This is a genomic window from Amycolatopsis sp. NPDC023774 (assembly GCF_040639695.1).
GTDB lineage: Bacteria > Actinomycetota > Actinomycetes > Mycobacteriales > Pseudonocardiaceae > Amycolatopsis.
Window position 1 is genome coordinate 115,246 of record NZ_JBFAAJ010000004.1, and the last position, 21,133, is coordinate 136,378.

The following is a 21,133-nucleotide window of genomic DNA, read 5'->3' on the forward strand; positions in this document are numbered from 1 at the left end:
CGTGGACACCCTGATCACGGCCGCCCGGGTGCTGCCCCGGCCCTCGACCCGGATCGACGGCGGCGCCGTGCTGGTGCGCGACGGCGAGATCGTCGCGGTCGGCCGGCCGGACGACGTGGCCGCGGCGGCGGTCGACCCCGTGGTGCGCGACTTCCCGGACGCAACCGTGCTGGCGGGGCTGTTCAACTCCCACGTGCACCTGTGTTTCGACGCCACGCGCGACATGCTGCCGAACTTCCTGGCCGGCAACGACGCCGATGTCTCGGCCGGTGCGGAGGAACGGGTCGGGCAGCTGCTGCGCGGCGGCGTCACGACCGTGCGCGACCTCGGCGGCCGCACCGTGGTGAAGCCGGCCGGCGGACCGCGGGTGCTCGCGGCCGGGCCGCCGCTGACCGTCCCGGATGGACACTGCCACTTCTTCGGCGGCGTAGTCTCCTCCGACGCCGAGATCCGCGCGCGGATCGACGCCAATGCGGCGGCGGGCGCCGACGTGATCAAGGTGATGGCGGGCGGCGGCCAGATCACGCCGGGCGGCGCCCAGATGTGGGAGTCGCAGTTCGACGCGCGCCAGCTCGGCGTGGTCGTCTCGCAGGCAGCGCGCCGCGGCCTGCCGGTCGCCGCGCACGCGCATGGCGCCGACGCGATCGCCGACTGCGTCGAGGCCGGCGTCTCGACGATCGAGCACTGCACCTTCATGACCGGCCCGCAGCAGACCGATCTGCGTCCGGAGGTCGCGCGCCGCATGGCCAAGGGCGGCGTCGCGGCGTGCTCCACGAGTAGCCGCAACTGGCGGATGATGGTCGAGCGCATGGGCGAGGTGCTCGCGCGGCGCGTCTACGGGCGGCTGCCGTGGCTCGAGGAACACGGCGTGCGGCTGATCTCGGGCACCGACGCGGGCCTGCCGGGCTCCGCGTTCGACGACCCCGTGGGTGCGCTCGAGCTGTACGAATGGCTCGGCTTCTCGCGGCGGCGGATCCTCGAGATCGCCACCGAGGACAGCGCGGCGGGCCTCGGGCTGGGCTCGGTCACGGGGCGACTGGAGCCCGGACTGGCGGCCGACCTGCTGGTGGTCGACGGTGACCCGCTGGCCGAGCTGTCGGCGCTGGGCAAGCCGCTGCTGGTCATGGCGCGGGGCGTCGCGGCTTCCTGAACTACTGAACTACTCACTTACTGAAGTACTGAGTTGCTGAGCAGGGACGGTCTTGACCTTGATCACGCTCCCTTTCGATACACCGACGTATTGAGTACGCTGACGTATCGAAAGCGGGAGGCCTGATGATCGAACCGGCGGCGGACCGCGTGCCGCGCCGTCGCGCGGAGACCCGCCGTCGCCTGCTCGAGGCCGCGCTTCCGGTGTTCGCCGAAGCGGGCTTCGGACGGTCCACAGTGGAGCAGATCTGCGAGCGCGCGGGCTACACACGCGGCGCGTTCTACTCGAACTTCGCCTCGCTCGACGAGCTGTTCCTGGCCGTGTGGGAAGGGCGGTCGGCGGCGATGATCGCGGCCGTGCGCGCGGCGTTCGACGCGTTCACGCCGGTCGATCTGCCCGACGTGCGGGCGGTCGTCGAGCGCGTGCTGCCCGCGATCCCCGTGGACGACGCGTGGTTCCGCGTGAGCGCCGAGTTCACCGCCCACGCCCTGCGCAACCCCGGCCTGCGGCGCGTGATGACCGCGCGCGAGGAGGCGATCGCCGAAGCGCTGATGCCGCTGATGGTCGAGCTGCTCGCGCGGGCCGGCCGCTCGATCCCCGACCCCGTGGCGTTGGGCCAGGCGCTCGTGGCGATGCACGACGGCACCAGCGTGCAATGCCTGATGGACCCCGACAACCCGCTCGTGTGGCAGCGGCGCCGCGACCTGTGTGTACAGGTGATCACGGCTTACACCGAGGAGCTTTGAGTTGGACGCCTTCGAAGCGGACGCGATCGTCGTCGGCGCCGGCTTGGCCGGGCTGGTCGCGACCCACGAGCTGGTGAAGGCGGGGCGCCGCGTGCTCGTGCTGGACCAGGAGAACCGCGCGAACCTCGGCGGCCAGGCGTTCTGGTCGCTGGGCGGGCTGCTGTTCGTGAACAGCCCCGAGCAGCGCCGGCTGGGGATCAAGGACGCCTACGAGCTGGCGTTGCGCGACTGGCTCGACTCGGCCGGCTTCGACCGCGAGGACGAGGACCGGTGGGCGCGCCAGTGGGCCGAGGCGTACGTCCGCTTCGCCACTTATGAGAAGCGCGGCTACCTGCACGAGCTGGGCCTGCGCGTGACGCCGCTGGTCGGCTGGGCCGAGCGCGGCGGTGGCAAGGCCGGCGGGCACGGCAACTCCGTGCCGCGGTTCCACCTGACGTGGGGCACCGGGCCCGAGGTGGTGCGGGTGTTCGCCGAGCCGGTGCTGGCGGCGGAGCAGCGCGGCCAAGTGCGCTTCGCATTCCGGCACCAGGTCGACGAGCTGGTGGAGACCGACGGCGTGATCACGGGCGTGCGCGGGACCGTGCTGGAACCGAGTGATCTGCCGCGCGGCAAGAAGTCTTCGCGGGTCGCCGCCGGTGAGTTCGAGCTGTCCGCGCCGGCCGTGCTGGTGAGCTCCGGCGGCATCGGCCACAACCACGAGCTGGTGCGGCTGAACTGGCCCGTCGACCGGCTGGGCCCGGCGCCGAAGACGATGATCCCCGGCGTTCCGGCCCATGTGGATGGTCGCATGATCGGCATCAGCGAGGCGGCGGGCGCGCGCGTGGTGAACCGCGACCGGATGTGGCACTACGTGGAGGGCATCCACAACTGGGACCCGATCTGGCCGGACCACGCGATCCGGATCATCCCCGGTCCGTCGTCGATGTGGTTCGACGCCAACGGGGTGCGGCTGCCCGCGCCGAACTTCCCGGGGTTCGACACGCTGCAGACGCTGAAGGCCGTGCTGTCGACCGGTTACGACTACTCGTGGTTCGTGCTCACGCAGTCGATCCTCGAGAAGGAGTTCATGCTGTCGGGCTCCGAGCAGAACCCGGACATCACGGGGAAGGACCTGAAGCAGACGCTGCTCAGCCGCGCCGCGAAGGGCGCGCCGGGACCGGTGGACGCGTTCAAGCGACACGGCGTCGACTTCGTGGTGGCTGACGATCTGGCCACGCTCGTCGAGGGAATGAACAAGATCGCGCGCGGGCCGGCGCTGGCCGTTTCGACGCTGGAACGCCAGATCGTGGCGCGTGACCTGGAGGTCGGGAACCGGTACTCGAAAGACCTGCAGCTGATGGCAGTGGCCAACGCGCGCAAGTTCGTCGGCGACCGCGTAGCGCGCGTGGCGAAGCCGCACCGGATCCTCGACCCGGCGCACGGGCCATTGATCGCCGTGCGGCTGAACATCCTCACGCGCAAGACTTTGGGCGGCGTGCAGACCGACCTCGACTCGCGGGTGCTGCGGGCCGACGGTGCGCCGTTGCCCGGCCTGTACGCGGCGGGCGAGGTCGCGGGCTTCGGCGGCGGTGGCGTGCACGGCTACAATGCGCTGGAGGGCACGTTCCTCGGCGGCTGCATCTTCTCCGGCCGCGCGGCCGGACGCGCCATGGCCCGGGCGGTGGAGTGATGCGGCGACCGACCGGCACCGTCCTCGACGTCGACGGGGTCGCCCTGCACCTGCGCGAAGACGGCCCCGCCGACGCGCCGGCCATGCTGCTCGTGCACGGCTTCAGCGGCTCACTGCACTCCTTCGACCGCCTGGCGCCCCTGCTGGCCGACCGCTTCCGCGTGCTGCGCCCCGACCTTCGGGGCCACGGCTGCACGGGCGGCCACACCGGCCTCGACGCAGTCTCCCAGGCCACGACCCTGGCCGGCGCCCTGAAGCTCCTCGGCGCCGGCCACGTGGCGGCCGTCGGCCACTCCTTCGGCGCCGACGTGGTGCTGGCACTGGCTTCGCTTTCGGGGGCGGTGACCCGGACCGTCCTCATCGGGCAAGCGCCGGACTACAGCCACGCCACGTTCCCGCCGGGCAACGGTTTGCTCGCGGCACCGTTCGTCGGCCGCTTGCTGCACCGCTTGGTTTCGCCGGCCCCACTCGGTTTCGTCCTGCGCCGGACCCCGCTGCGCCAGGCTCACGCCGACTTCTCCGCCACCAGCCCGGCCATGGCCCACGCCGTCCTCACCGAACGGCGTCACCGCCTGGCCGCCAACCCGCTCGACGCGCAGATCTCCGCGCTCGGCCTGCCCACCCTCGCGATCCTCGGCCGCCGCGACCGACTCTACGACCACACTTCCGCCGCCACCCGCTACCGCACCGCCGGCGCCGAGGTCAGGTTCCTCGACGCCGGTCACGCCCCGTTCGTCGACCAGCCGGACGAAGTCGCCTCGCTGGTCGCCTCCTTCTCCCTCCAGCCCTGACCCGGCCCCGCCGAGGGGGCGGGACCGGGTCAGCGGGCGCGCGGGAGACACGGAACAGCCCCGCCCGGCTTTCGCCTGGCGGGGCTGTTCCGGTTTGGGTGGCTCGTGGGTAGGTGGGAAGGAGAGCACGCAACAACGAGCGTGCCCAACGGTCGTGCTCGCCCGACCCGTAACCGGCCCGCAACGGAACGGCCCGCCGCGACGCATTCGCGCCGCGGCGGGCGAAGCCGGCCGAACCGCAGCGTCGCGTTTCGCTGTCCCCGCACCGAAAACAGCCCCGCCGGTGTCGCGCCGGCAGGGCTGTTTCCGGTGATCTACAAGGAAGTTCAAGCCGGCGTGACCAGCCCACCCACCGTCGTGGCAACGTCCGCCAGCGCGACCTGCTGCTGTTCCCGCGTGGCCAGGCTCCGGACGGTCACGTTCCCCGCGTCCCAGTCCTCCTGGCCCACGATCACCACGGCCGCCGCGCCGGCCTTGTCGGCGCGGGTCAGCTCCTTGCCGAGCTTGCGGTGCTCGATCGGGGTCGACGTGCGGAGGCCGGCCCGGCGCAGGGACGTCGCGACCTGCCGGGCGGCGTCGGCGAGCTCCTCCGTGACCGGGATGACCATCACGTCCACCTCGTTGCGCGGGGCGGGCGTGAGGCCGTGGGTGTCGAGGAAGTCGATGAGCGTCACGTCGCCCATGCCGAAGCCGATGCCCGGGATGCGTTCCTTGGTGAACAGCGAGGCGAGGTCGGCGTAGCGGCCGCCGCCGAAGAGCGCGCGGCGGTTCTTCGGCGAGGTGTCGAAGACTTCGAAAACCGTCGACGTGTAGTACGCCAGCCCGCGCACGATCATCGGCTCGAACTTCACCAGGCTCGCGGCCGAGCTGGACAGCACGCGCACCAGGTTGGACTGCTCCTTGACCTCCGCGGGCAGCTCGTCGAGCAGCGCGGCGCCGGAGCCGAGGGCCTCGGTGAGCTTCTCGAACTGCTTGTCCGTGAGCCCGATCTCTTCGGCGGACGTGGCGTGCTCCTCCGCGGACGTCTTCTCCCAGCGGTCCACCAGGCCGAACACGGCCGGCAGGTGCTCCGCGGAGACGCCCACGACGTCGGTGAGCGCCGACGTCAGCAGGTTCCGGTCGTTCACGCGCACGGCGAACATGTCCGAGGACGCGCCCACCGACTCCATGAGGTCGTGGATGAGCTCGAACATCTCGATCTCGCAGTTCGCGCTCTCGGAACCGAAGATGTCCGCGTTGATCTGCCAGTGCTCCCGCACGCGGCCGCGCTGCGGGCGCTCGTAGCGGAAGCAGTTCGGGTGGCTGTACCAGCGCACGGGGAACGACAGTGACTTCGCGTTGCCGGCGATCATCCGGGCCACCGACGGCGTCATCTCCGGGCGCAGCGCGAGGCGCTCGCCGCCCTTCGTCGTCAGCGTGTAGAGCTGCTGGTCGGCGATCTCCTGGCCCGACTTCCGCTCGTAGATCTCGGCAGGCTCCAGTACGGGACCGTCGTAACGCAGGAAGCCGTAGCGCTCCAGGACGTCGTAGAGATGGCCGAACACCTGCGTGCGAACGGACATTTCGGCGGGGACGAAGTCTCGGGTCCCCTTGACAGGCGCGGTCGACAGGTATTCAGGCACGTCATCAAGCTTAACGACCGCGCCCAACCCTCAACGGAACGCCACCCCATACGCGGTGAGCAGCGTCGCGGCGCCCAGCAGTACGGCGCCGGTCGCGGTGGTCGCCATGCCGAGGCGCGTGCGCAGCATCGACAGGAAGAACCCACCCGACTGCGCCAGCACGCCGAACAGCAGGAGGAAAGCACGCGACCCACTGCCCGGTGTCCCCGAGCTCGCTGCGGTCGAGCACCTGCAACGCCACCAGCACGAGCACGAGCAGCACCCCAGCGTGCGCATGGCCGGCGCGGAAGAAGCTGTTCTGCCGGTCGTTGGGCACCCCGCGCTCGAGCAGCCCCATCAGGGCGTAGCCGCCGTACATCACGGTGGGCAGCGACACGAGGGCGATGACGGTGAACAGCCGGACCGGTCCGGGCATGGCTTTCTCCTCCCAGAGCGTTCCGGAAGCAACCATAACGACGTTTTAAAACGCTGTCACGGTTAATGCCGCGTGAGCCCGGTCGAAGTTGGCGGTGTCGTGAGCATGGTGAACGGAACGTCGGCACCGGATCAGCGAGATCCTTGATCGAGTACCCCCCGTGCAGCGGCCCGAGCTGGTCACCGTGGCACTGCGCGTCGGTCAACTCGGCCGCGTCGCGCAGCGCCTGCTCCACCCGGTTCTCAACCACTGCACAGCCGAGCTCGGTCTCCTGACGAGACGAGTGCTCAGGCCCGCGTGAACCTCAACGTGAACGTCGCCCCGACGCCCGGCACCCCAGCCGCCGCGATGGTTCCGCCGTGGCCCGTCACGACTTCGTGCACCAGCGCCAAGCCGAGCCCGAACCGGCGGCCCTCGCCCTGGTCGCCGTGGGCGAACCGCTCGAACAACCGCTCCGCATCCCGCTGCGCGAAGCCGACACCGGTGTCGGCAACGCGGATCTCGACGTGCCGATCGTCCGGGTTCTCCAGGGTCACCTCGATCGACCCGCCGGGCGGAGTGTGGCCGATCGCGTTGTCCAGCAACGCCGACAGCACCCGCCGCAACGCCGCCGGCACGCCCGGCACCACGTCGAGAAGTCCCGGCGAGCGGCGCACCTCGATCCGCACGCGCTGGTCCCCCGCGCGCACGGCTTCGGCCTCCACCGCTTGCTCCGCCAGCAGACCCAGCTCCACCGGCTCCAGCAACGGTCGCTCGTTGCATGCCTGCGTCGACAGCAGCAGGTCCTCCACGACCTCACCCAGCTCGCGTGTGCCGGACACCAGCAGGTCCAGGTCGTTCGACGGCACCGGCGCCACCCGGGCCCGCCGCGCGAGCAGTTGCGCGCGTGTGTGCAGGCGGGTGAGCGGCGCGCGCAGCTCGTGCGACGCGTCGGCGACGAAGGTGCGCTGGCGCCGCAACGCCTCGCCCAGGGGCCGGATCGCGCGCGCGGCCAGGACGTAGCCGCTGAAGACGGAAACCAGCAGCACCACCAGTTCCGCAATCACCAGGCCCATCAGCAGCTGTTGCCGGTCGGCGGCCTGGTAGCGCTGGTCGACGAAGACCTGCCACACCTGGCCACCGCGGTCCACCGCGCGGACCGTGTAGGTCGAGCCGGCCAGTGCCTGTTCCGTGGTCACGGAACCGCCGGGCGGCACGGCGGGCGCGGGCGGCGGCGCGAACGGCAACGCGGCGGGCACGTGCCCGGCCGGCGTCACCAGGAACACGCAGCCCGGCGGCGTCGCCGACAGGCCCTGGGCCAGCGTGTAGTCGATCTGCCGGTCGACCTCCTCGCGCTGGCCGTGCACCAGCACGCCGTACGCGATGGCGCCGGCGGCGAGCACGACCAGCGTGATCACCACGGCGATCTGGCTCGCGATCGTCCGCCGCGCGCGCCGCAGCGCCCGTGCGTCGGGATCGACGATCACCGTCACATGGCCCCGATCTGGTAACCCAGGCCGTGGACGGTCTTCACCACCTCGCGCCCCAGCTTGCGCCTCAGGTAGTACACGTAGGTGTCCACAATGGATTCCCCCGTCGAGTCGGCGAACACGTGGGTGCGCAGCGCCTCCCGGGGGTGGATGGCCTTCGGCCGCTGCGCGAGCGTGCGCAGCAGCTCGAACTCGCGCCCCGACAACGTCACGCGCTCGCCGCGGGGCAACACGACCTCGTGGCGCAGCAGGTCGAGCGCCGCGGTGCCGAGCGGCAGGCACTCCGCACCGTCGAGATCCCGCCGGCACAAGGCGCGCAGCCGGGCCAGCAGCTCGTCGGTCTCGAACGGTTTCACCAGGTAGTCGTCGGCGCCCGCGTCGAGGCCGTGGACGCGGTCGGCCAGCTCGCCCAGCGCCGAAAGCACCAGCACGCGGGCGGTCACGGCCCGGCGCCGCAGCCCGGCGAGCACCTCGAGCCCGTCCATCACCGGCAGCCGCCGGTCGAGGATGATCACGTCGTGGTGCCCGGTGAGACCGCGGTGCAAACCGCGCTGACCGTCGTGGGCGAGCTCGACCTCGTAGCCCTCGTCGGTGAGCAGCTCGGACAACATTCCGGCCAGTTCACGATCGTCCTCCACGAGGAGCACTCGGGCTGCCGTTCCTGCCTCTTCGTGCACGCGTTCATACTCGCAGTCAGATCGCCGATTGAACCCTCAACTTTCGTAGGGAATCGATCACTTACCAGCGGGTTGGGCCGAAAGGAGGAACTCCGGCAGCTGATCGGCCGCGTACTTCCGCCGATCGCGGCGATCGAGCCAGCCGAGCACGGGCGAGGTCATGATCGTCGTCACCAGAGCCACCAGCACGAGCACGGTGAACAGAGCGGGCGACACGATCCCCGCCGCCAGCCCGACGTTCAGCGCGATCAGCTGCATCAGGCCCCGCGCGTTGACGAGGACCCCAACGCGCAGCGCGATCGGCTGCGACTCCCCCGCCAGCCGCGCCGCGCCCCACGAAGCGCCGAGCTTCCCGATCACCGCGACCACCACACAGACCACCGCGAACAGCAACAGGTTCGGGTCGGCCAGCAGCGCGAACCGGGTGTTGAGGCCGGAATAGGTGAAGAACAGCGGCAGGAACACGATCTGCCCGAGCGGCATCACCTTCGCGAGCACCTTGTCCGACGCCTCACCGCGCGGGAACGCGATGCCGATCACGAACGCGCCGAACACCGCGTAGAGCCCGATGGTGTCGGTGAACCACGCCGCCGCGAAAAGGATCATCGCCGTCACGAGCACGCGCTGGTCCACCGTCACGCGCGGACTGGTCATCATCTTCGCCAGCACGCGCCGGACGACGAGCCACACGAGCAGCGCGAACAGCAGCCCGCCGCCGACCGCCGTCGCGACCGGTCCCGCCGAGCCCGCGTGCATGCCGAGCACCACGGCCAGCAGGATCCACGCGAGCACGTCGTCGAGCGCGCCACACGCCAGCGCCAGCGAACCGAAACGGGTCGACGCGATGCCGCGCTCGGTGATGATCCGCGTCAGCATCGGGAACGCCGTGATCGCGATGGCCACTCCGACGAACGCGGCCGACACCACCGGCGACACGCCCGGCTTCAAGATGCCCACCCAGCCGGCGCCGAGCACACTGACCCCGACGCCGAGCACGAGCGGCACGACGGTGCCGGCGGAAGACACGGCCGCGACCGTGCGCACCGAGCTCTTGACCGACCCGACGCGGAACTCGTAGCCCGCGCCGAACATGTAGATCACAAGCCCGATCTGCCCACCGAGGTACAGCAGCTTCCGCACGTCGTCGGGGAAGAGCACCTCCTGCGCACCCGGCCAGAGCAGTCCGAGCAGCGACGGCCCGAGCAGCACGCCGGCCACCATTTCACCGACCACAGGCGGTTGGCCGATCTTCACCGCGAGTGCGCTCACCAGCCGCACCACGGCGAGGATCACCACCACCGCCAGGAAAAACGCCGGCGCCGCTTCGGTCGCGGACATCATTCGCCTCCGTGGTTCGCGAAGTAGTTCACGCACAAACGCTTCTGCCGTGCGTCGAGCACCATGTAGGTGCCGAACACGAGCTGGGCGACGCTGCGCCACACGTCTTCCCAGCGGTCGCGCACGGCGAGGTACGCCAGCGGGCCGCGGGTCGAGCGCGCCGAGCCGCGCGGGGTGAGGAACACCGGGCCGCGGTTGGGGATCGAGCGCGTGTGAGCCGCGCTCGACGCGACGGAGTAGCGGCGCAGGAACTCCCGAGTCACCACGCGCATCGTGATCGGCGCCAGCCCGCGAGCCGGACACGCGCGGTTCTGCGCGACGCCGAAGGGCAGGAAGTTCGCGTCCTTTTTGGACAACCCCGCCGGCGCGTTGCTGGGCGCGGCAGCGTGCGCCGGGCAACCGGCCGGTGGCTCCCAGCGCGCCAGGTCGAACTCGTCGGGCCGCTCGAAGCCCGCGTGGTGGAAGTCGGGGTAGCTGAACAGCAGCACGGTGCCGGCGTCGATCGTCGTGTCGTCGAGCTCGATGGCGCCGGTGGTGATGCGGTGGGCGATGCCGAAGAGCGGGTAGGTGCGCAGGCCCTCGTCGATCACGCGGTCGAGATACTGGTCGTCGTCCGGGTTCGCCACCAGCCGCTGCTGCACGTCCGGGTGCTGCGCGATGATCATCAGCAGGTGCGCCATCGCCTCCGACATCTGCACCACTGCGGTGTTGAAGAACGTGCCCTGCAGGTAGAACACCTGCTCGTCGCGCGTGAGCCGGGTCGGCAGCGCGTGCGGGATGTCGCCGAGGCGGCGCCGCAGGTACTTCGTGAGCTTCGCGCGGCGGCGCATGTTGCGGGGCCGCACGCACTTCAGCGCCGAGACGACGTCGTCGGCGTGGCCCACGATGAGGTCGCGCGCCTCGGGCGGGCACGGCTCGCCGAACACGAGCTCGTAGTACAGCTCGGCCCAGATCGGCATCATCTCGTCGCGCAGCCGGATGTGCTTGCCGTCGCCGATCTCCAGGCCGTCGAGCACGTGCTCGGTGACGCGGCGAGTGAGCTCTTCGGACTCCGCGCGCGTCTTCACGAGGATGTGGCGGGTCGTCTTGGCGACTTCGTCGTAGCGCGGACCGGCCTCCAGGTGCTCCTGGTGGACCTGCGGGCCGGGCGCGAGCCAGTACCAGAACAGGTCCGACAGCGCCGCGCCCTTGCTGCGGCCGTTGGCCGCCGGGTCGGCGTACACGCGGCGGAAGTCCTTGACCCCCACGCGGTCACCGGGGATCGGCAGGCCTTCTTCGCCGTTGACCAGCGCGAAGATCTTCACCCGCAGCGCGACCACACGGCCGGGCAGCCACTTCGGCAGCGAACCGACGAGCCCGGCGGCCAGCGCGGCCGTGAGCAGCCGCCTCATCGGACGAGGTCCGCGGTCAGGTCTGCCGATGCGGTGGCCCCGCACAGCGCGAACGTGTGGTCGGTCTCTTCTCGGAGGCGTTCCAGCACTTCCGTCACCCCTTCCTCACCCGCCGCGGCGAGGCCCCACACCACGGGCCGGCCCACGCCGACGGCGGTGGCACCCAGCGCGAGCGCCTTCACCACGTCGGTGCCCCGCCGCACGCCACCGTCGAGCACGAGCGGGACAGTGCCCGCCACGGCTTCGGCCAGCTCGGGCAGAGCGTCCACAGTAGACACCGCGGTGTCGAGCTGACGGCCGCCGTGGTTCGACACCACGAGCCCGTCGACGCCCGCCTCGACCGCGAGCCGCGCGTCGTCCGGGTGCAGTATTCCCTTGAGCAGCACGGGAAGCGCGGTCGTGCGCTTGAGCCAGGCCACGTGCTCCCACGTGAACCCGGCCGACATCTCGATGTCGCGCACGCGACCCGAGCCGTCGCGCAGGTTCTCCACGACCAGCCCGGGCGGCAGGTCGTGGAAACCGTTGCGGTGGTCGCGTTCGCGCCGCCCGAACACCGGCGAGTCGACCGTGACCACGACCGCCCGCACGCCTGCGCGTTCGGCCCGGCGCACCACGGACTCCGTGAACTCGAGGTCCGGCTGCAGGTAGAGCTGGAACCACAGTGCCGGGTCGGCCGCGGCTTGGCGCGCGGCGTCGGCGATGTCCTCCACCGCCGTGGTCGCGGCCATGCTCACCACCAGCACCGTGCCGGCTTTCGCGACCGCCTTCGCCGTCGCCAGCTCACCGTCGGGGTGCGCGAGCCGGTGGAACGCCGTCGGCGACACCAGCACCGGCATCGACAGCGGCGAGCCGACCAGCTCCGTCGCGAGGTCGCGCTTGGCCGCGCCCCGCAGCACCCGGGGCACGAGCACGCGCCGGGAGAACGCCTCTTCGTTGGCCCGAAGCGTCAGCTCGTCGCCGGCGGCACCCGCGTAGAAGTCGTAGTGCGCCGGGTCGAGCCGCTCACGCGCCGCGGCTTCGAGTTCCGCGATCGTGCGCACGGCTCAGGCCAGCTGGTCGGTGAAGAACTTGGTGAGCGCCTCCACGTGCACGGGGCGGTCCCACTCGTTCTCGAGGTTCTCCGTCACGTGGTGCGTGGCCACGAGCTCGCCCCGCCGGTAGTGGCGGATGATCGGGTGCAGGTAGTGGCCCTCGCCGCTGTCGTTCGCGACGTCCTGGCTCGCGCGCTTCACGGTGAAGTCGAACGGGTCGACCTTGTCGTGGTCCGGGCCGTAGTCAAGCGTGATGAGGAAGGCGTTTTCGGCATCGCCCAGCGGGGTGTCGGCGAAGCGGGCCACCGGCATCTCCTCGAGGTAGCACGCCTGGCCGCCCTCGACGACGAGGATGTCGGCGAGGAAACCGAACTGCTGGAACAGCCCGGACGTGCGGTTGATCCGCTTGAGCACGGCGTCCACGAGCTCGCCGGTCTCGGCCTTGAGCACGGTCTGCGGCCACTCGTTGTCGTGGTAGCGCTCTTCGAGCACCTTCGACAGCGCGCGCACGCCGTAGCGGAAGCCGTGGATGAACCCGCTGGTGGCCTTCTTGAAGTCGCGGGCCTGCGTGATCGTGCCGGCGAAGTACAGGCCGGGCACGTTCACCGATTCCCACGACGACGTCTGCGCCGGGAAGCGGTCGTTGATCATGAGCTCGGGGCGGCAGTCCTCGTCGAACATGGAGGCGTCGAAGCGGAAGCCGGTGGCGGCGATCACGCGGTCGTAGCGGATCTCCTTGACCACCTCGTCGGCTCGGACGAAGGCGAACTTCACGTGGTAGCCGTCTTCGTCCTTGCGGATCTCGCGCACGTCGCCGTCGAGAATCGCGTGCTGCAGCTTGAGCTGGTACATGTCGAGGACGCCGGCGTTGAAGGCGCGCAGGTGGCCGACGAAGTGCGTGCGCCAGGCGAGCTTCACCGGCCGCGGACCGGCGACGTGCAGCACGGCCGCGTAGGCGTTGATGCTGTCGGCGGTCTCGAAGGCCGAGTTGGCCTTGCCGAGGATGAGCACGCGCTTGTTGGTGAACTGCGCCGGGTCGGTGTCGAAGTCGGCATACTGGTCCACGAGCTCCATGCCCGGAACGTCGGGGATGTACGGTTTCGTCACGCCAGTCGCCATGATCAGGCGCTTAGTGGTGTAAGTGTTCCCATCGCCGTCGGTGAGTGTGAAGAGAGCGCTTTCCGCGTCACGGCTGATCCGCGTCACCCGGGTGTCGTAACGGATGGCGATCTTGTGCTTCGCTGCGTAGTCGGCGGTGTAACGCACGAACGTCTCGGCCGGCGGGAAGAGCTCGGCGCTGTAGTCGGTGAACAGCAGGGGGTCGGGACCGTCGTCGAGGAGTGAATTCCAGTCGACGCGCAGGTTGAGCTCCGGGTCGGTCCAGCCCGTGTGCTTCTTGTTGACCGAGATCAGCGTGCGGTGACGCGGGAATCTGGTGAAGAACGTGGCCGGCGTGGGGCCCGCTTCCAGCAAGAGGTAGCGGTGACCCGCCTGTTCGAGCTGCCGGCCGAGCTGCAGGCCCGCGGGCCCCGCGCCGACCACCAGATAGTCCAGAACGTCGTCCACCACACCGGCCTCCAGCCTCGATCTTCGCCTGACGGCCGACAGCCTGAACCCGAGATCTCAGAAAAGGCTCAGAGATCCCGAGCAGCGGGTGGGTAGGTGAGAAACCGTGAAGGGCACCTTGAAGGAGTGTCCCTCAAGGTGCCCTTCACCGTTCGGTGGCTCAGCGTGACAGGAGCTTCAACGCCGTCTCGGAGTAGCGCTTGCCGGCCACTTCGGCGGCGGGCACGGCGGCCTCGATCGCTCCAGTGTCCTCTTCGGACAGTTCGAGCACGACGGCGCCGACGTTCTCTTCGAGGTACTTGCGCCGCTTCGTCCCCGGGATCGGTACCACGTCCTCACCCTGCGCCTGCACCCACGCGAGCGCGAGCTGACCCGCGGTCACGCCCTTCTTCTCGGCCAGCGCGCGCAGCGCCTCGACCATCGCGAGGTTCTTCTCGAGGTTCCCGTCGGCGAAGCGCGGTTGCGTCTGCCGGCGGAAGTCGTCCTCGTCGAAGTCCGCGGCCGAGCTGAACTTGCCGGTCAGGAAGCCGCGGCCGAGCGGGGAGTACGGCACCAGGCCGATGCCGAGCTCGCGGCACGTCGGCACCACGGCGTCCTCGATGTCGCGCGACCACAGCGACCACTCCGTCTGCACGGCCGAGATCGGGTGCACGGCGTGGGCGCGCCGGATCGTCTCGGCGCCGGCCTCGGACAGGCCGAGGTGGCGCACCTTGCCCTGCTGCACCAGCTCTGCCATGGCCCCGACCGTCTCCTCGATGGGCACGTCCGGGTCCACGCGGTGCTGGTAGTAGAGGTCGATGTGGTCGATCCCCAAGCGCCGCAAGGAGTTCTCGACCGACTCACGGACGTACGCCGCGTCGCCACGCACCCCACGCTTGCTCGGGTCTTCGCGATCGCGCACGAACCCGAACTTCGTGGCGAGCACAACCTGGTCGCGCCGGTCGGCGATCGCGCGGCCGACGAGCTCTTCGTTGTCCCCCATGCCGTACATGTCAGCGGTGTCGAGCAGGGTCACGCCCAGCTCCAGTGCGCGGTGGATGGTGGCGATCGATTCGGTGTCGTCACCCTCGCCGTAGAACTCGCTCATCCCCATGCAGCCGAGGCCCTGCGCGCTCACTTCGAGCGTGCCGAGACGGCGCGCAGGCAGCGTCGATCCAGCCATGTTCTCTCCTGGAGTTCGGTCGGTGAAGGGCCCCGAGTTCCCCGGGGCCCTTCACAGAACGGGGTTTACTTGCCGGCCGCGCGCGCGAGCCGCTCGGGGTAGCGCGCTCCGGCCACGGCGTCGGCCGGAGCCGCCTGCTCGATCGCGGCGATGTCCTCTTCGGACAGTTCGAGTTGCGCCGCGGCGACGTTCTCTTCGAGGTACTTGCGGCGCTTCGTGCCCGGGATCGGCACCACGTCCTCGCCTTGGGCCTGCACCCACGCGAGCGCGAGCTGCCCGGCGGTCACGCCCTTCTTCTCGGCCAACGTGCGCAAAGCGTCCACAATGGCCATGTTCTTCTCGAAGTTCCCGGCGGCGAAGCGCGGCATCCCGCGGCGCATGTCGTCCTCGGGCAGGTCCTGCACCGACGTCACGGCGCCGGTCAGGAAACCGCGACCCAGCGGCGAGAACGGCACCACGCCGATGCCCAGCTCACGGCACGTCGCCAGGATCTCGTCCTCGATGCCGCGCGTCCACAGCGACCACTCGCTCTGCAGCGCCGTGACCGGGTGCACCGCGTGGGCGCGGCGGATCGTGTCGGCATTCGCTTCGGAAATCCCGGCGTAGCGGATCTTCCCGGCGGCCACCAGCTCGGCCAGCGCGCCCCACGTCTCCTCGACGGGCGTGTCCGGGTCCACGCGGTGCTGGTAGTAGAGGTCGATGTGGTCGACACCCAGGCGCTGCAGCGACTCGTCGCAGCACTGCTTCACGTACGCGGCGTCGCCGCGCGCGCTCATGCCACCGTCCTTCCACACGATGCCGAACTTCGTGGCCAGCACCACCTGGTCGCGTCGGTCCGCGATCGCGCGGCCGACCAGCTTCTCGTTCTCCCCCGCCCCGTACACGTTGGCCGTGTCCAGCAGCGTCACGCCCAGCTCCAGCGCGCGGTGCACGGTGGCGATCGACTCGCTGTCGTCGTCTCGCACCCCGTACGCCTGGCTCATCCCCATACAGCCCAGGCCCTGGGCGCTTACTTCCAGCTCACCGAGTTTCCTCGTAGCGATCACGCGGAGATCTCCTCCATGGCGGACACGTGGCCGAGGACCTTGCGTTCCACCTGGTCGTAGTTGCTGATCTTGTAATCCAGAATGTCCAGGCACCCCTGGAGCTCGGCGATCCGGTCGGCCACCGACTGGCGTTGCTCGACGAGGATCGCCTTGCGGCGCCCGGCGCTCGCGACGCCGTGGCGCCGCAGTGACGCGTACTCGCGCATGCTCTTGATGGGCATGCCGGTGAGCCGCAGCTTGGTGAGGAACCCGAGCCAGTTGAGATCGTCGTCCGAATACGCGCGTCGCCCCGCCGCGTCGCGGGCCGGCGGGTCCAGGAGCTTGATCCGCTCGTAGTACCGAAGGGTGTCGATCGACAGGCCGCTACGTCGTGCGGCTTCCGCTATCGAGTAGCTCATACGCTCGACAGTACGACCTGGAGTGCACTCCAGGTCAAATCCCGACCGGGTGGGGTGCTGCCCGCACCTGCGCAGGTCAGCAGGCGACGAGCGCCACAATGCCGGCTCCGTGAAGCGGATCAGCCGAGGCACGACCGTCCCGGGCCCGCTCTCCGCGCACCCGATCACCCTTCGAAGGGTCGCGTACCGTAACACCGTTGCGTTACGCTGAGCGCATGCCCCGTCCCCGTACGCACGACAAAGCCCTCCGGCTGAAGCTGCTGGACCGGGCCGGCGAGCTGATCTCCGCCGACGGCCCGAAGGCCCTGTCCCTGCGCAAGCTGGCCGCCGACGCCGGCACGTCGACCACGGCCGTGTACTCGCTGTTCGGCAGCAAGCCCGACCTGGTCAACGCGCTGTACGTCGAGGGCTTCCGCCGCTTCGGCGAGCGACTGAACGCCGTGGCGCGGACCGGCGACGCCGTCGCGGACCTGGTGCGCCTCGGCGTCGCCTACCGCGCCAGCGCGCAGGCCGATCCACACCTGTACGCGATCATGTTCACCCGTTCCGTGCCCGGCTTCGAGCCCAACGCCGAGGCCGACCGCCTCGCCCGCGCGACCCTCGAGCCGCTCGAGGACACCGTCCGGCGCGGGATCGCGTCGGGGCAGTTCACGGACGTCGCGCCCGAGGTGATCGTCGTGAGCTCGTGGGGACTGGTGCACGGGCTGGTGTCGCTGGAGCTGTCGGGGAACCTGCCGCCGAAGTTCAGCGTGAGCGGCGCGTACGAGCAAGCCCTGCGCGCCAACGCTTCCGGCTGGCTGAAGTAACCGAGCCCGGCGTGAGCGCCACGGCGCTGACGATCGCCGCCGCCCGCGCCATCGAGACCCACCGCCCGGACGGCCTCATCCGCGACGAGTGGGCCGAACGCTTCGTCAGTGCGGCCGCAGACGTCCGGCTGCCCACCCGCATCGAGGACGTCGCAGGAGGCGACGCCGACCCGCTCTGGGTCGCGGCGGCAGCTACTCCGGCCTGCGCACCCGCGCCTTCGACGACTTCCTCCTCGCCGCGAGCAAGACCTTCACCCAGATCGTGCTCCTCGGCTCCGGCCTCGACACCCGCGCCTGACGCCTCGACCTGCCCGCCGGCCTGCGGTTCTTCGAGCTGGACCGCGCCGACGTCCTCAGCTTCAAGCGGCGCGTCCTCGCCGGAACCGCGTCGCGCACCGCTTCCTCATCGCCGACCTGGCCGCAGCGTGGCGTTCGAACAGCTCGCCGAACGCCCTCTCGTCCCCGCCCGCCGCGCGCCCGAACAGCTCGGCGTCCACGGCTGCCCCTTGGATGGTCACACCGGGAAGTGGCCGGGAACCTCGGAAGTGTTGTGGGTGATTTTCTCGTGGCTCTGGTGGTTCAGGCCGCTTGGTGAGACCGTTTGGTCAGGCCGCTGGCTCAGACCGCGCCGTACTGGCGGTCTCCCGCGTCGCCGAGCCCGGGGACGATGAAGCCGGAGTCGTTGAGCCGCTCGTCGATGCTCGCGGTGACCACGCGCACCGGCAGCCCGGTCTTCTCCAGGTGCTCCAGACCTTCGGGCGCGGCCAGCGCGCAGATGGCCGTGACGTCCGTGGCGCCCCGGTCGGTGAGCAGCCGGATGGTGTACTCCATCGACCCGCCCGTCGCGAGCATCGGATCGAGCACCATCACGGGCCGGTCGGCCAGCGACTCCGGCAACGATTCCAGGTAGGGGGTCGGCTTGAGGGTTTCCTCGTCGCGCGCCAGCCCGACGAACCCCATCTGCGCGTCGGGGATCATCTTGTGCGCCTCGTCGGCCATGCCCAGGCCGGCGCGCAGCACGGGGACCAGCAGCGGCGGGCTGGCCAGCCGGTAGGCCTCCGTGCGCGCGACGGGCGTGTGGATCCGCTCGGTGCGCACCGGCACGTCCCGGGTGGCTTCGTACACGAGCATCACGGTCAGCTCGTGCAGCGCGGCCCGGAACGCCGCGCTGTCCGTCCGCGCGTCACGCATCGTGGACAGGCGGGCCTTGGCCAGCGGGTGATCGACGACGTGCACATCCATGCCGCCTAACTTAGCTGCCGGGTGTCATCCGCGTCTCGGCTCATCTCGTAGTAGTTCACCGCCTCGAAGAAATGCCCCACCACGGGAGCCAGCTTGTCGTACGGCCACTCGGGCACATCCGCCGCGTTCGCATCATCCGGCGGCTCGATGCTGACAATGATCCTCCAGTTGGCGTACGATCCACTGATCTTCCAAGACTGGCGCATGGGTTTCCTCCTCCGCGAGAACACGAGCCAAACGTTCTCCCGATGCCAGAACCGCACGCAACCTTCCTTCAGGTGAGCGATCTATCGTGCCACCATGGCAAGAGGACAAAGTGTGCCCATGACGAAGAACAAAGGGGTCTCCGTGCGGCAGCGGAGGGTTTCCGGGGAACTGCGCCGTCTGCGGTTACTGCGGAAGATGACCTGCAAACAGGTGGCCGAAGGCGTGGACTTCTCGGAGAGCAAGATCTCCCGCATGGAAACCGGCGACCGCGGCTTGTACCCCGACGACGTCGCCGCGATCCTGGGTTTCCTGCAGGCTCCGTCGGATCTGCGGCAAGAGCTCATGGCGCTCGTGAGGGGCGGCGAGGAGCGCAACTGGCATGAAGTGAACGGGAAATTGCCACCGACGTGGAAGGACTTGATCCGGTTCGAGGAGCAGGCTTCGGTCATCAAGAACTACGAAACCCTGCTGATCCCCGGCATTGCCCAGATCCCCGAGTACAGCCGCGAACTCATCCGCGGCAACGATACTTTGCTCACCGAGTCTGAGGTCGAGAGTCTGGTCGCGGCCCGCGCCACCCGGCAACTGATTTTGAGCCGCAGAGATGCCCCCCTGGTTCACCTCATCATCGATGAAATGGCCTTGCACCGTCAAATTGGCGACTCGGCAACAATGCATAATCAGCTCCAGCATCTCCTACAGCTAAGCCGCCGCTCCAACGTAACCGTGGAAATCGCTCCCTTCGCGGCCGGCGCGCACCCAGGTTTGCGCGGCCCGTTTGTCCTCCTCGAATTTCACAACGAGCCGACCCTCGCGCACGTCGAGAGCCGGGGCACCAGCAGCTTTCTCGAAGAAGATGACTACATCGACAGTGTCAAGACCGCTTGGCGCAACATCCGCTCCATCGCCCTGTCATCAGACGCCTCGGCCCGGATGATTGCCGATATGATCGGCGAGTCGACTCAAGCCGAGGAGTACGAACCATGATCGCCCCCGACTTCGCCCAGGCCACGTGGCGGAAGAGCTCCTACACCACCAGCGACTCCAACTGCGTCGAGTTCGCAGCCTGGCGCAAGAGCTCCTACAGCACCAACGACTCCAACTGCGTCGAGGTCGACACCTCACCGGTCGAGATCGGGATCCGCGACACGAAGGACCGCGCGGGCGGCCACCTCACCCTGTCGCCGGCCGCGTGGACCGCCTTCCTCACTTCCGCGCGCTAGCGAACCAGTGAACCCACCGCCGCTGCCAGGCCGTTTCGACGGCCCGGTGGTGGTGGTTCTCGCGTACCCACTCGATGGCGTCGTCCGGGGACAAGCCGGCGGTGGTGGCGAGGCAGGCGAGGACCGTGCCGGTGCGGCCGACGCCTCCGTAGCAGGCCACCTCCACCGATTCCCCGGCCAGCGCGCGGGCGTGCAGCGCGAGGATCTTGCGCCGTGCCTCGGCCCAGTTCAGCGGCAGGAGGAAGTCCGGCCAGTGGATCCAGTCGTGGTCCCAGGTGAGCCCGTCGTCGTGCTTGCGGCGCAGGCGATTCGACCCCAGGTAGAGACCATACGTCGGTGCCGGGCCTGCCGGCGCGGGCCGGCCGAGGCCGCGTCCGCGCACGACGGCGCCGTCGGGCAGTGCGAGGGTCCCCACCAGAGCAGATGCCATCGCCCCATCTTGGCCCTTGTCCGTCGTCGATGAACCCCGGACCACCCCCGATCGGGCTAGGCTGCCCCGGGTGAGTGACGACGCAGCCCTTCCGAGCCCCGACCAGATGCGGGCCTCCGACGCCGACCGCGAGCAGGTCGCGCAGGTTCTGCACCAAGCGCTGTCCGAGGGCCGCATCACGATGACCGAGCTCGAGGAGCGGCTCTCCACCGTCTACGCGTCGAAGACCATCGGCGAGCTGAAGCCCGTCACCCGCGACCTGCCGATGGGCGCCACGCCGTCGCCGCCCACGGCGCCCTCTTCGGCTCTGCAGCCGGCCACCAGCCGCGCCCTCGGCCTCCCCGACAGCCGCATCGGCGGCCACCCGGGCTCGAACGTGTCGATCGGCGTCCTCTCCGGCGCCGTCCGCAAGGGCAGCTGGGTCCTCCCGCCGCAGCACACCAGCGTCGCCTTCTGGGGCGGCACGGAAATCGACCTCCGCAGCGCCCGCTTCGCCGACAAACAGTCGACCATCACCGCCGTCGCCATCATGGGCGGCATCGAGATCACGGTCCCCGACGACATCAACGTCGACGTCACCGGCCTCGGCCTCATGGGCGGCTTCGTCCTCGAAGACAAATCCGGCGCCCCACCAGCACCCCCCACGGCCCCCACCCTGACCATCAACGGCCTCGCTTTCTGGGGCGGCGTGGTCGTGTACCGCAAGAAGGCGAAGAAGGACAACCCGCAGATCGAGTCGTGAGCGCGTTGCCAA

General features: G+C 69.9%; 22 protein-coding genes and 1 pseudogene. 9 read left to right on the plus strand and 14 right to left on the minus strand.

The window, feature by feature from the left end:
• The first annotated feature begins 1 nt into the window (after position 1).
• The 4 genes from AB0F91_RS12780 to AB0F91_RS12795 all read left to right on the plus strand — a co-directional run bounded on the left by AB0F91_RS12780 (position 2) and on the right by AB0F91_RS12795 (position 4,356).
• Positions 2-1,150: an amidohydrolase family protein gene (locus AB0F91_RS12780; protein ID WP_360597276.1), complete on the plus strand. Its 1,149-nt coding sequence runs from the start codon at positions 2-4 to the stop codon at positions 1,148-1,150.
• A 125-nt stretch (positions 1,151-1,275) separates the two neighbouring features.
• Positions 1,276-1,896, plus strand: coding sequence for a TetR/AcrR family transcriptional regulator (locus AB0F91_RS12785; protein ID WP_360597277.1), 621 nt, complete (start codon positions 1,276-1,278; stop codon positions 1,894-1,896).
• A gap of 1 nt (position 1,897) precedes the next feature.
• Positions 1,898-3,565 carry an FAD-binding dehydrogenase gene (locus tag AB0F91_RS12790; RefSeq protein WP_360597278.1) on the plus strand — a complete coding sequence of 556 codons (1,668 nt, stop codon included), beginning with the start codon at positions 1,898-1,900 and terminating at the stop codon, positions 3,563-3,565.
• A complete protein-coding gene (locus AB0F91_RS12795; protein WP_360597280.1) occupies positions 3,565-4,356 on the plus strand; it encodes an alpha/beta hydrolase in 792 nt (263 codons plus the stop codon). Before AB0F91_RS12790 ends, AB0F91_RS12795 begins: the two co-directional genes overlap by 1 nt.
• A gap of 326 nt (positions 4,357-4,682) precedes the next feature.
• On the opposite strand, the gene hisS is transcribed toward AB0F91_RS12795, so the two are convergent.
• From hisS to AB0F91_RS12850, 11 genes and pseudogenes are all read right to left on the minus strand, one after another.
• Entirely contained in the window at positions 4,683-5,978 is a 1,296-nt protein-coding gene (gene hisS / locus AB0F91_RS12800; protein ID WP_360597281.1) for a histidine--tRNA ligase, read from the minus strand.
• A 30-nt stretch (positions 5,979-6,008) separates the two neighbouring features.
• Positions 6,009-6,393, minus strand: a pseudogene (locus AB0F91_RS12805) (hypothetical protein).
• A 287-nt stretch (positions 6,394-6,680) separates the two neighbouring features.
• Complete coding sequence (locus AB0F91_RS12810) at positions 6,681-7,859, minus strand: HAMP domain-containing sensor histidine kinase (protein WP_360597282.1); 1,179 nt, start codon at positions 7,857-7,859, stop codon at positions 6,681-6,683.
• 2 nt (positions 7,860-7,861) lie between these two features.
• Positions 7,862-8,509, minus strand: coding sequence for a response regulator transcription factor (locus tag AB0F91_RS12815; protein ID WP_220246266.1), 648 nt, complete (start codon positions 8,507-8,509; stop codon positions 7,862-7,864).
• Positions 8,510-8,596: 87 nt separating this feature from the next.
• Complete coding sequence (locus tag AB0F91_RS12820) at positions 8,597-9,877, minus strand: cation:proton antiporter (protein ID WP_360597284.1); 1,281 nt, start codon at positions 9,875-9,877, stop codon at positions 8,597-8,599.
• The gene (locus AB0F91_RS12825) at positions 9,877-11,268 is read right to left on the minus strand and encodes a cytochrome P450 (RefSeq protein WP_360597285.1); all 1,392 of its coding nucleotides are present in this window, start codon (positions 11,266-11,268) and stop codon (positions 9,877-9,879) included. Before AB0F91_RS12825 ends, AB0F91_RS12820 begins: the two co-directional genes overlap by 1 nt.
• Entirely contained in the window at positions 11,265-12,308 is a 1,044-nt protein-coding gene (locus tag AB0F91_RS12830) for an alpha-hydroxy acid oxidase (RefSeq protein ID WP_360597286.1), read from the minus strand. The genes AB0F91_RS12825 and AB0F91_RS12830 overlap by 4 nt, the downstream gene beginning before the upstream one ends.
• Before the next feature lie 3 nt (positions 12,309-12,311).
• Complete coding sequence (locus AB0F91_RS12835) at positions 12,312-13,865, minus strand: NAD(P)-binding domain-containing protein (protein ID WP_360597288.1); 1,554 nt, start codon at positions 13,863-13,865, stop codon at positions 12,312-12,314.
• A 160-nt stretch (positions 13,866-14,025) separates the two neighbouring features.
• Positions 14,026-15,027, minus strand: a complete 1,002-nt coding sequence (locus tag AB0F91_RS12840; RefSeq protein WP_360597290.1) for an aldo/keto reductase — start codon at positions 15,025-15,027, stop codon at positions 14,026-14,028.
• A gap of 65 nt (positions 15,028-15,092) precedes the next feature.
• The gene (locus AB0F91_RS12845) at positions 15,093-16,073 is read right to left on the minus strand and encodes an aldo/keto reductase (protein ID WP_360597291.1); all 981 of its coding nucleotides are present in this window, start codon (positions 16,071-16,073) and stop codon (positions 15,093-15,095) included.
• On the minus strand, positions 16,070-16,471 hold the full coding sequence (locus AB0F91_RS12850) for a MerR family transcriptional regulator (protein WP_220246259.1): 402 nt from the start codon (positions 16,469-16,471) through the stop codon (positions 16,070-16,072). Before AB0F91_RS12850 ends, AB0F91_RS12845 begins: the two co-directional genes overlap by 4 nt.
• A gap of 215 nt (positions 16,472-16,686) precedes the next feature.
• On the opposite strand from AB0F91_RS12850, the gene AB0F91_RS12855 reads away from it, so the two are divergent.
• Positions 16,687-17,277 carry a TetR/AcrR family transcriptional regulator gene (locus AB0F91_RS12855; protein ID WP_360597293.1) on the plus strand — a complete coding sequence of 197 codons (591 nt, stop codon included), beginning with the start codon at positions 16,687-16,689 and terminating at the stop codon, positions 17,275-17,277.
• Positions 17,278-17,365: 88 nt separating this feature from the next.
• A complete protein-coding gene (locus AB0F91_RS12860) occupies positions 17,366-17,575 on the plus strand; it encodes a class I SAM-dependent methyltransferase (RefSeq protein ID WP_360597294.1) in 210 nt (69 codons plus the stop codon).
• 320 nt (positions 17,576-17,895) lie between these two features.
• Here AB0F91_RS12860 and upp read toward each other — a convergent pair whose 3' ends face one another.
• Entirely contained in the window at positions 17,896-18,519 is a 624-nt protein-coding gene (gene upp, locus AB0F91_RS12865) for a uracil phosphoribosyltransferase (protein ID WP_360597295.1), read from the minus strand.
• Between the two features lie 5 nt (positions 18,520-18,524).
• The gene (locus AB0F91_RS12870; RefSeq protein WP_360597297.1) at positions 18,525-18,725 is read right to left on the minus strand and encodes a hypothetical protein; all 201 of its coding nucleotides are present in this window, start codon (positions 18,723-18,725) and stop codon (positions 18,525-18,527) included.
• 118 nt (positions 18,726-18,843) lie between these two features.
• Here AB0F91_RS12870 and AB0F91_RS12875 point away from each other — a divergent pair, with 118 nt between their 5' ends.
• Together AB0F91_RS12875 and AB0F91_RS12880 are read left to right on the plus strand one after the other, a co-directional pair.
• Entirely contained in the window at positions 18,844-19,713 is an 870-nt protein-coding gene (locus AB0F91_RS12875; RefSeq protein ID WP_360597299.1) for a helix-turn-helix transcriptional regulator, read from the plus strand.
• Positions 19,710-19,949 carry a DUF397 domain-containing protein gene (locus AB0F91_RS12880; RefSeq protein ID WP_360597301.1) on the plus strand — a complete coding sequence of 80 codons (240 nt, stop codon included), beginning with the start codon at positions 19,710-19,712 and terminating at the stop codon, positions 19,947-19,949. The genes AB0F91_RS12875 and AB0F91_RS12880 overlap by 4 nt, the downstream gene beginning before the upstream one ends.
• On the opposite strand, the gene AB0F91_RS12885 is transcribed toward AB0F91_RS12880, so the two are convergent.
• Positions 19,933-20,379: a protein tyrosine phosphatase gene (locus AB0F91_RS12885; protein ID WP_360597302.1), complete on the minus strand. Its 447-nt coding sequence runs from the start codon at positions 20,377-20,379 to the stop codon at positions 19,933-19,935. The two genes, AB0F91_RS12880 and AB0F91_RS12885, sit on opposite strands and share 17 nt — an antisense overlap.
• A 106-nt stretch (positions 20,380-20,485) precedes the next feature.
• Here AB0F91_RS12885 and AB0F91_RS12890 point away from each other — a divergent pair, with 106 nt between their 5' ends.
• Positions 20,486-21,121: a DUF1707 domain-containing protein gene (locus AB0F91_RS12890; RefSeq protein ID WP_360597811.1), complete on the plus strand. Its 636-nt coding sequence runs from the start codon at positions 20,486-20,488 to the stop codon at positions 21,119-21,121.
• Positions 21,122-21,133 lie beyond the last annotated feature (12 nt).